General features: G+C 51.4%; 8 protein-coding genes. 3 read left to right on the forward strand and 5 right to left on the reverse strand.

Annotated elements, in window-relative coordinates; genetic code table 11:
* Positions 1-34 precede the first annotated feature (34 nt).
* The 3 genes from ACN4EK_RS28310 to ACN4EK_RS28320 all read right to left on the reverse strand — a co-directional run bounded on the left by ACN4EK_RS28310 (position 35) and on the right by ACN4EK_RS28320 (position 3,707).
* Positions 35-2,110 carry a cation:proton antiporter domain-containing protein gene (locus ACN4EK_RS28310; protein ID WP_431661781.1) on the reverse strand — a complete coding sequence of 692 codons (2,076 nt, stop codon included), beginning with the start codon at positions 2,108-2,110 and terminating at the stop codon, positions 35-37.
* A gap of 620 nt (positions 2,111-2,730) precedes the next feature.
* Positions 2,731-3,399: an HAS-barrel domain-containing protein gene (locus tag ACN4EK_RS28315; protein ID WP_431661782.1), complete on the reverse strand. Its 669-nt coding sequence runs from the start codon at positions 3,397-3,399 to the stop codon at positions 2,731-2,733.
* 113 nt (positions 3,400-3,512) lie between these two features.
* The gene (locus tag ACN4EK_RS28320; RefSeq protein WP_431661783.1) at positions 3,513-3,707 is read right to left on the reverse strand and encodes an NAD(P)H dehydrogenase subunit NdhS; all 195 of its coding nucleotides are present in this window, start codon (positions 3,705-3,707) and stop codon (positions 3,513-3,515) included.
* 320 nt (positions 3,708-4,027) lie between these two features.
* Here ACN4EK_RS28320 and ACN4EK_RS28325 point away from each other — a divergent pair, with 320 nt between their 5' ends.
* Complete coding sequence (locus ACN4EK_RS28325; protein ID WP_431661784.1) at positions 4,028-6,559, forward strand: HAD-IC family P-type ATPase; 2,532 nt, start codon at positions 4,028-4,030, stop codon at positions 6,557-6,559.
* Positions 6,560-6,568: 9 nt separating this feature from the next.
* Here the strand turns inward: ACN4EK_RS28325 and aroC are convergent, their stop codons facing one another.
* Positions 6,569-7,657, reverse strand: a complete 1,089-nt coding sequence (aroC, locus tag ACN4EK_RS28330; RefSeq protein WP_431661785.1) for a chorismate synthase — start codon at positions 7,655-7,657, stop codon at positions 6,569-6,571.
* Between the two features lie 182 nt (positions 7,658-7,839).
* On the opposite strand from aroC, the gene ACN4EK_RS28335 reads away from it, so the two are divergent.
* Together ACN4EK_RS28335 and ACN4EK_RS28340 are read left to right on the forward strand one after the other, a co-directional pair.
* On the forward strand, positions 7,840-8,331 hold the full coding sequence (locus ACN4EK_RS28335; RefSeq protein WP_431661786.1) for a DUF4168 domain-containing protein: 492 nt from the start codon (positions 7,840-7,842) through the stop codon (positions 8,329-8,331).
* Between the two features lie 71 nt (positions 8,332-8,402).
* Positions 8,403-10,241, forward strand: coding sequence for an alpha/beta hydrolase (locus ACN4EK_RS28340; protein WP_431661787.1), 1,839 nt, complete (start codon positions 8,403-8,405; stop codon positions 10,239-10,241).
* Between the two features lies 1 nt (position 10,242).
* On the opposite strand, the gene ACN4EK_RS28345 is transcribed toward ACN4EK_RS28340, so the two are convergent.
* Positions 10,243-10,648, reverse strand: a 406-nt coding sequence (locus ACN4EK_RS28345; RefSeq protein ID WP_431661788.1) for a hypothetical protein, incomplete at its 5' end; no start/stop codon positions are given.

Consider the following 10,648-nt stretch of genomic DNA (forward strand, 5'->3'; position numbering starts at 1 on the left):
TTCCTTGATCTTAGGGGAATTTTTCCCAGTCGCTCTAGCGTAAAACCGTCGGTTGCTCGTGGGGTTCCCCCAATAGGATAACTGAGCAAGTAATTAGCTTGACCACTTGAGAGGTTAAATCACTAACCACCAAACCGCCAGCACTGGTACGGTGAGGGAAGGAGCGCAGGATCACCAGATCATAATTTTGGGCAGTCGTGGCGATCGCTTTAGCCACATCATCCTGGGGGTGGACAACAATTTCTGGTTTCAGGTCAGGGGCGACTTTACTGGCTAACAAAGTTAATTGCGATTCCATCCAGGCAACCTTGCCCGGTGTAGATGCCCGATTGTTCACATGCAGCAGGGTGACTTGAGCTTGGGTAGTCGCCGCTAAAACATGCGCTAACCCCAATCCTCGAATCGCTCGCGGCGTTAAGTTAGCGACTGGAATCAGAATCCGCTGCATGGCATGGGGTGAGTCGAGTAAGCGGGAGATCACGACCGGACAATGGGATGCCCACAGCACCTGATCGATGACATTCCCTAATAACCGAGCCGACATGCCCATTCGCCGACTCCAGCCCATAATGATCAAATTGGCATTCTGTTCGCGGCTGGCACGGGTAATGCCCTGGGCAATACTGTCATCAATTCGCAGCAACGGATCGACCGCAATCCCCAGTTCCCGACTCACCTGCACTGCCGCATTCAACAACCCCTGACTGCGTTGTAGGGCTGCTACTAACTGCGGCTCATTCATGTGGGTATGGGAGGGCGCGATCGACAAAGGCACGATATGCCCAGAGTGATGCTTTGCCAGCAAACCCGCTAATTCAATCAAATACTGTTCTGTTTTGGGGTTGTAGACGGGAACCACCACCACAAACTCACGCGGTTCAGCCTCTTGCCAACTCAACAAATCGGGTTCAGGCATCACCTCGATATCGGGCAGAGCCAGATCCGGGGCAAACCGTGAAGTCAGCACAGGGCCTAAGGTGGAAGTCACCAGCATGAGTACAATCACACTGTTCAAAATGCCTTCCGATAACATGCCAGCCCGATACCCCACCAGGGTTGCTGCCAGGGTTGCGGCAACCTGAGGTAACGACAGTGACCACATGACAATCAGTTCGCGACGGGTATAGCGGTATGCCAACTTTGCCAACAAGGCAGCCAGGAACTTACTCAGGATCAACCCAATGACGATCGAGAGGGTTAACATCAGTCCCTGGAGATCGGTCAGGCTGCGAATAAAGGTTGGGATGTTGATTAACAATCCCATATCGACAAAGAAGATCGGGATAAACAGGACACTCCCGACAAAAATCACCTTCTCCTTCACCGGGCTATCACCTACCACCCCATTGACTGCCAGACCTGCCAGGAATGCCCCGACGATTTTTTCCACCCCAATTAACTGGGCACCCACCGCCGATAAAAATACGACTAGCAGGATGAACAAAAATTGATTGCCCTCTTCATCTCCCGATCGCCGAAAGAACTCACGTCCAATTCGATCGAAGCCAATCAGAACTACTGCCGTATAAACCACCAGCGAGGCAATTAAGGTCGCAATACTGAGGGGCGTAAATCTGCCAGCATTAATCGCAATACAGACGGCTAGAACCAGCAGCGCCCCAATGTCGGTAAAAATCGTGGCTCCGATCGTGACAGTTACCGCTTCATTGGTGACAACGCCCAGGCGACTGACAATGGGATACGCCAACAGGGTATGCGATGCAAACAATGAACCAATCAGAATGGAGGCATTCCAATCAAAGCTAAACAAGCGCCCGACGATCGTGCCAAACGTCAACGGCACAATAAAGGTAAGACTGCCGAATCCAGCCGAGCGATGCTTGGTCTTTTGGAACTGTTCTAAATCAATCTCTAACCCTGCCACAAACATCAGATAGACCAATCCGATGTCAGACAGCAATCTCATGGTTTCTGATTCTTTTTGCAATACTCCCAGACCGTTGGTACCCAACAGGACTCCGGCTGCTAATAAACCCACCAGTCCGGGTAGACGAATTCGCTCAAATAACGGTGGCACAGCCAGAATTACAGCCAGAAGAACCACAAATGAGAGGATTGGTTCTTCCTTAAAATGCAGCAGAGCTTCCATATAAAGATTGGTTTATTGACTCAATATGAGGAAATGGCTAAGAACAAACTATCTCTTGAGGAATGAGAATGAAATAACTGCCACGCCCCTACGCCAAGAATTACACTTTAATAAATCCCCGCTCTTAAGAGATGGTTTGGCAGTCCAGTTATTTGTCGCAAACCGTACAAATCTCTCTGGATCACCTCCACCCAGGCAGCTTTAAGCCTATTTTCTATCTATAGAGGGAATAGGAGTGTTCTCTAAGTGTCCCAGGAAACAGACCGAATCGTCTCAAACCTACTCTGAGAAAGACTTTAAAGTAAAATTACTGGCAAAACTGTTACATCTCGACTCACCCTGCTCCGATAATCGCAATATCCCGATCGGCTCGCCTGATTAGTATCGCTGCAACAACCGGAATTCGGATCAACCGTGTAATAACTATTTTCTTAGTGAATCTAGCGATCGCAGATCTGGAGAGCGATCGGCTCCAGCAATGCCCCAGCCAAAAAAGAAGTCAACGGTGAAACGCTAAAAGCGATCTTTCGACCTTTCACCATTGACCTCACCTGTGCTTCTTAACTAACTAGTGATCTCTGACACCATAAATACCCGCAAATCCCGCCCCAAGAATCTATCTATAGGTGAATTTGGCTCAAAATTACCCGTAATCGATCGTAATCATCCTTCAACAGGAGGCTGAGCGATCGTCCCGCCTGCACCAACCACTCCCGATCTGCTCGTCGCAGTTGATAAATCTCTCGAATCGTTGCGGCGGCTAACCCATCCACAGGTGCCCCATTCATTTCCAACAAAGTTCGCAAAAAATCCAGTTTTTCACTAAAGCGAATAATCTCATCCGGTTCGCAGTAATAGACAGCCTGGTGAATCTGCGGCGGTCGGGGTGGCAAATGTTGATAAATTGCTGCTGTTTCAAATAAGGGTTCACTACGCTGATCGCTATGGGGCTGAAAGCCGACGATCGCCGCCCGAAACTCTGTTTTTAACATGGCAAAAATTTGCGGTTGCTGTTCCCGTAACTCTTGCAACGATAGTCCCAGAGCGCGGGCACGATGCACCGAATCGATCGGGCTGGTGGTGGCATGGTAAACCACGGCATAGACGCGATTGCCCGAATCTTCATCGGTGGCTTTTACCCAACTGCCAAACGGCGGCATGGTTGGAAAGCTTAAATCGTCAGGTTCCAGACATTGCGCCAGAAATTCGGTCGTAGAGGTTTCAATCACCTCAGCAATGTGGTTGGGGTGACGATGTTTGCTAGTGAATTGAGGCAGGGGTAGGCGCATAGGCGGTACGCAGATGAGGAGTTGCGGAGATGGGGCGGAATGCCAACTAGATCCCATCACCCAAGACGAGCTAACAGCTTTACCCTACACGGTCAACTCCCGTTCTGGCACATTTATTTCTTTTTCTTTCCGGCGGTCGTATCGACTTCCTCTAATTCCGACAGGCGAAAGGTGACTAATTTATCCCAGTTGCCCCCTTCAAATAACACGGCAGCTTTGCCATCGCTGACCCGTTGGACTAAGCCCTGAAAGGCATAGTAGGTATCTTGAGTATTCGTGACTCGAACGGCTGAACCTGGCAAAATCATCGCTTTCTAACGTATTGAAGAACCATTTAATAGCTTACAAGCTCTGGCTGCGATCGCACTGCATCCAACAAGTGAGATCTCCCATGAACATTACAAACATCAGTCTATGACTTAGATCTGAGAACTGGCTCCTCGTGGAGGTGATCGCTCTCCCCACCACCGTAACAGGTGGCGATATCCTTCCTGGTTTTAGCCTGCTAGTTCCATCACCATGATCGGGAAACCTAGTTGTAGTGATTCGATCGCGCTCTATCCTGATCAGAGGCGTAAACTGTGAACTGTGCGCTATGACTGTAACGAACCGGGTGGACTAGGGGCTGATGAATCATCCAGAGCAAGTGAATGCGATCGCGCCCTTGATGGGCTTAACGGAAGCAGAAGTTTTAGTACGGCGATCGGCGGGACAGGGCAACAATGTGGTATTACAAACCAGCCGTTCTTACCGTCAGATTCTGCAAGAGAACCTGTTCACCTTTATCAATGCGGTCTTCTTCTCCATCAGTCTAGTGATGTTCCTCCTGGGACGTTTCAGTGATGGAGTCTTGGTGGTGATTGTGATCTTTGGCGGGGTGCTGGTCAATATTTGTCAGGAAATCTGGGCAAAGCAAAAGTTAGATGAAATTGCGTTGTTACATCGCCCCAAAGCCACGGTAATTCGGGAAGGGAAAGAACATACCGTTGATCCCAGTGAGATCGTGTTGGGCGATATCCTGGTGCTGATGCCTGGAGATCAGGTTGTGGTAGACGGTGCCCTGGTGGGAGAGGGTCGGATGGAAGTAGATGAGTCACTCCTGACCGGGGAATCGGATTTGATCCCAAAGGTGGCGGGAGATCCGGTTTACTCTGGCAGCTTTTGTGTCAGTGGAACCGCCTGTTATGAAGCAGAGCAGGTAGGAACAGAAACCTTTGCCTTTAAGTTAATGACGGGAGCCCGCGCCTTTCGCCAAATGCTGACTCCCCTGCAACGCGAAATTAACCTGATTATTCGGACGTTTCTGCTAATTTCTTGCTTTTTATGGATTCTGGTATGTATTAGCTTCCTCAGCCGTTCCTATTCTCTGAATGATGTCATCCAACGGGCGGCGGTGATTGCCGGATTAGTCCCCGCCGGATTACTCCTGGCAATAACCCTAGCCTATGGATTGGGGGCGGTTCGGATGGTGGGTCAGGATGTGTTAATCCAACAGGCGAACGCGGTGGAATCCCTCAGTAATGTGGATGTTTTATGTTTGGATAAAACGGGCACTCTGACCACCAATCAAATCCAGTTAGAGGAGATCCATGCGATCGGAATTAGTGAAGACGAGTTGCGATCGCTGTTAGGGATTTTTGCCAGCAGTGCTACCACCAGTAATAAAACCAGCGACGCGATCGCCCATGTTTGCCCCCCACATAAAATTTCTCCAGTGCTGGAAGTGCCCTTCTCCTCGGCTCGCAAGTGGAGTGCTCTGGCATTTGATAGTGGCACAGGACAAGAACTCCCGCCGCGATCGCCGTGGTCAGATGACTCCATTCCCTTAGCTCCGCCCCTGACACCCGGCGCTTACGTGTTAGGCGCACCAGAGATGCTGATGCCCGCCGCCAGCCTCACGCCCGAGATGCAGGCATATATCAAAGCTGGAACCGAACAGGGCTTGCGGGTCGTGTTGTTTGCCTACAGCCCTAACCTATATGCGTTGCAGGATACCCTGGGACAACCCTGTTTACCGCCCCATCTCACTCCATTAGGCATTTTGCGGTTCAGTGATCAACTCCGTCCCGAAGCACAGACGACTCTGGATGGGTTTGCGGCGGCTGGGATTGAAGTCAAAATTATTTCTGGAGACAATCCGCAAACAGTAGTTGCCCTGGCAAAGCAGGCAGGCTTAGGTGCCCAGGTGCAGGTTGTATCGGGGCAGGAATTAGCCCAAATGGATGCAGCTCAGTTTACCCAGGCGGCTTTAACCAAGACAGTATTTGGTCGGATTACGCCGGAACAGAAAGCGCGATTAGTCCAATGTCTACGGCGACAGGGGCGGTATGTTGCCATGATTGGGGATGGCGTAAATGATGTTCTATCGCTCAAGCAAGCTAATCTGGCGATCGCAATGGAAAGTGGCAGTAAGGCGACTCGCGGAGTCGCGGATATTGTGTTGCTGAAGGATTCCTTTGGGGCGTTACCCCATGCCTTTCTGGAAGGTCAATGTATCCGGAACGGCATTCAAGATGTGATGAAACTGTTTATGGTCAGAACCTTCTGTGTGACGCTGCTGATCTTTGCGACCGCGATCGTCACGGACAGCTTTCCCTTAGAAAACAAACAAAGTGCGATCGTTTCCCTTGTTGGGGTAGGCTTTCCCACCATGTTCATCCCGATCTGGGCAAAACCAGGCCTCCTGCCCCGCCGCAGTATGGTGCGATCGATCCTGCACTTTACGATTCCAGCCACCCTATTAATGACTATGGTGGCATTGTTGGTCTACTTATATTATTTGGTCGTAGCGGTATTGGATTTGCCCCCCGACTCCGATCTAACCCAGATCAACTACAGTGTGCCCCGGAGCGCTCTCGTCACCATTCTGGTGATGTGTGAATTGTTGCTGATTCCCTTCTTAAAACCCCCAACTTCATTTTGGGTCGGCGGTGAGCCCTTAAGCCGCGATCGTCGCTATGCCCTGGTCGCCTTAATTTTGCTTGGCATCTACTTTCTAATCGTTGCTATTCCCCCCGTTCGGCGCTTTTTTGAACTCACCTACTTAGGGATTCCCAGCTATATCTTCATTGGTTTGATCGCGGTGGAATGGTGTTTTGTCCTCCGCGCCACCTGGCGAACCAAGTTTCTCGATCGCTTCCTCGGTGCCGATCTCAGTTAAGCCAAGCGGCTACAGCATCCCGCATTGACCCTGTTGGCGCATCAGGTGATCACATAACACCAGAGCTACCATCGCTTCTACCATCGGCACCGCTCGGGGTAACACACAGGGATCATGCCGACCCTTAGCAGCTAAGGTCACGGCTTCGGCATCGCGGGTCACTGTGCGCTGTTCCTTGCGAATGGTAGCGGTGGGTTTAAAGGCAACCCGAATCACAATATTTTCACCGTTAGAAATGCCACCCTGAATTCCCCCAGAACGATTCGTGACTGTCCGAATTTCGCCGCGATCGTCGGTATAGAACTCATCGTTATGTTCGCTCCCCGTTTGTAACGTGCCCGCAAATCCCGAACCAATTTCAAAGCCTTTCGTGGCGGGTAACGACATCACCGCTTTCGCAAGATCGGCTTCTAATTTATCAAATACGGGTTCCCCCAATCCCTTAGGCACTCGACGGGCGACGCATTCCACCACGCCCCCTAAGGAATCCCCTTGATCCCGGATGTGTTCGATCAGGTCAATCATGCGATCGGCCATTTCTGGATCAGGACAACGCACGATATTACTTTCTACCTGCTCCAGCGTCACCGTCTCTGGATCAATCATGGCTTCCAGATCTTTAATCCGTTTCACATAACCGACAATCTCCACTCCAGCGACCTGAGCCAAAATCTTTTTGGCGATCGCGCCCGCTGCTACCCGCCCAATCGTCTCTCGGGCAGACGACCGCCCCCCACCCTGCCAGTTGCGAATCCCATACTTGGCATCGTAGGTGGCATCAGCATGGGAAGGACGATACTTCACTGCCATTTCGTCATAATCCTGCGATCGGGCATCTTTGTTCCGTACCAGCAGGGCGATCGACGTTCCGGTCGTTTTGCCCTCAAACACCCCGGAAAGAATTTCGCAGCGATCCTCTTCCTTCCGGGGGGTGGTAATTTTGCTTTGACCGGGACGACGGCGATCGAGTTCTATCTGAATTTCCTCTACCGAAATCTCTAGCCGGGGGGGACAACCATCAATCACGACTCCCACCCCTCCTCCATGAGACTCGCCAAACGTCGTAACTCGAAACAAATGCCCAAACGTATTGCCCATGATGTGTGCTACAGCGGCTTAGAGGTTTTCATCTTAACTGAAAACGCTACCATCTCATCCCTTGCCGCAAAACTCCGAGTTCTCGCTACACTAAAGCCATGTCTTTTCTCACTGCTCCGGGGGCACTGCCAGTTTTGGTGTTCTGGATAAGGCAGATCGTTATCAATATGAGGAACGTACTCATGCTCAAGCAAATATTGGCAAGTTGTTCACTAGTCACTGTACTGGCAGTGAGCACTCTTCCAGTTCAAGCGCAAACTCCCCCTGCTCAGCAGCCCACTGCCCCAACGGCCGCGCCAACCCAGGTTAGTTCCGAGGAATTGAAGAAGTTTGCCAGTGCCGTTAAGCAAATGTTAGTGGTGACAACAGAAGCCGAAACTCAAATGATGGCGGCGGTGCAAAAAGAAGGACTCAGTCCGACTCGATTTCGAGAAATCTACCAGTCTCAGCGCAGTCCCCAAGCGAAGCCGACTAATCCTGTGACTCCTAAAGAGCAGCAGAGCTATAACCAGGCAGTATCCCAACTGACCAAGATTCAGCAGGATGCCCAGGTAAAAATGGACAAAATTGTTGAAAGCGAGGGGTTAAACTCCCAACGATTTGGGCAAATTTTTGCCACCGTTCGGGGAGATGAAAAGCTGTGGCAGGAAGTTCAGAAGCTGATTCAGAACTAAAACATTCGCTATTGTCTTGTATGGGCGGGCAGCCGTTCGCCCCTTCAGAGGACAAAATATCCGCGTCCCCTATGAATCGTTTAGGTTGTGCTATCTCTGCTTGCCGCCGTTTGCTGTCCAGCGATCGCCGGATTTGGACAAGTCTTGTCCTGGCTGGTCTGGGCGGATTATTGGTAGGGATGGCTCCCGGTCGCAGTGCCGAGCGTATCTATGTGTCATACAGTCTATTGGAACGATCGATTTCGGTCGCGTCCTTAGAAGCCTATGCCAAAGATGGCACGATCGACGACGATTTAGCGGTTTATACCAATTACGCCGATGAAAGTACGCTGCAAGAGTTGCGTAGCGTTTTATTAACCCGCGTCGATCTGTCTGCTGTTGCCATTTCGCAATTCCTCTACTCGGCTCAAGGGGAAATTTTGCTCCAGCGTTTAGGTAGGGTGATTAAGCCGGAAGCGCGGGATTTGTCTGGGGACAGTGCCATTCGAGCCGCCTTAATCCTAGCGGCAGCAGATTCAGAAGGATTGACCTTACTTAACTTTTTGCGTAAGTTTCCAACCCGCGGATTGCGGATTGATGTGGCGGCTAGCCTCCGAATTGCCAGAAGCCTGGAAGAGTTAATTAGCCAAACGAAGCGAGCCGTTGCTGCCATCAGTCAAGAAGCATCGGTGGAACAAACGCTGGACTCTCTAACCATTGATTTCCAGGAGACGATCGATTTCCCTGCGATCGATCTGCGCCAACGAGGTGCTTTTTCCTTCCAAAAGCAAACCGTGTTCCTGACAGATATCACGCGTCCGGCGGTTGTGCCTCTGCCTGTCCCTGAATTTCAGCGGACGTTAGCGACCAATGCCACAAAAGGACGTGTCTTTCCGGTGGATAGTTATATTCCGCAGGCAGGGCAGGGACGGTTGCCGTCTCGTCTTCCGGTTGTAGTGATTTCTCATGGACTGGGCTCCGATCGCAATACCTTGGCTTATTTAGCCGAACATTTAGCCTCCCACGGGTTTGCCGTCTTTGTGCCCGAGCATCCCGGTAGCAATCTCAAACAGCAAGAAGCCCTGGTCAGTGGAACGGCTGCCGAAGTTGCCCAACCCAGCGAATTTATCGATCGCCCCCGCGATATTACCTATCTGCTCAATTACTTAGAACAACAACCCGCCTACCGCCAACTGAATCTGCAACAGGTCGGCGTGATTGGTCAATCCTTTGGGGGCTATACTGCCTTAGCGCTGGCAGGTGCTCCTCTCAACTTTGCCCAACTGCAAACCGACTGTGTTGATCTTCCCAACACCTTTAATCTGTCACTGTTACTGCAATGTCGAGCCTCATCGCTGGCAGAACCTAACCGCCCGCTCAGCCTCCCGCTACAGGATCGCCGGATTCAAGCCGTCATTGCCCTAAATCCGATTACGAGCGCTGTCTTTGGGCAAGAGAGCTTAAGTCAGATTCAGATTCCCACCATGGTTGTCAGTGGCAGTGCTGATACGATCGCGCCTACCCTGTCGGAACAAATTCAACCCTTTACCTGGCTGTCTGGGAATGATAATTACCTGGTGCTAATGAGCGGTGGCACTCATTTTTCTACCATTGCCGAAACCGGACAACGCCGCCCCCTTAGAGCCGCTCTTAACCCCACCGACCAACCGGTAACCCTGCCATCTGAGGTGATTGGTCCGAATCCCGCGATCGCACGGCGATATGTCAATGCCCTCTCTCTGGCTTTTTTCCAGACCTATATTGCTAATCAATCCAACTATGCCGCCTATCTCAGTGCAGACTATGCCACTCTGCTCAGCGAAGACCCGCTCCAACTGGCGCTGATCCAATCGCTTACCGCAGAACAACTGGCTCAGGCTATTGCCGGAGAGCCTCGATCGCCCTTACCTAACCCCGCTCCAACTCCGTAATCTAGGGAATCTGGGGTGGTTCGGGTGGCTCGATCGTACCCTCCGGGTCTGAAGTTGAATCCAGCCAACCATGGCGGATAGTGGGCGACTCTACCGGACTTTCCTCAACTTGAGCCTCATACAGTGGTACAACGGCATCAACTGCTGCTGGAGAGCGCCGTTTCCGCATCAGTAATTGGTAGATTATGCCCGCTAACCCGATCGCAACCCCGACAACAACCCATCCTAACCAGGCTGGCAGCGAGGAATCCGTGGTTGGCGTAGACTGATCGACATCCGTTAGCTCGACCGGAGCCGAATAAGGAGTAAAGGGCGTTGTCGGTGACGGGGGCGCAGACAGGGGAGGAGACGCTTGCGGCGATAGTTGAGGTGGCGAGGCTTTGGGAACCTGTCTCTTATACACATCT

The organism is Pantanalinema rosaneae CENA516 (assembly GCF_050753385.1).
In the GTDB taxonomy this organism is placed as follows: Bacteria; Cyanobacteriota; Cyanobacteriia; order Leptolyngbyales; family Leptolyngbyaceae; genus Pantanalinema; species Pantanalinema rosaneae.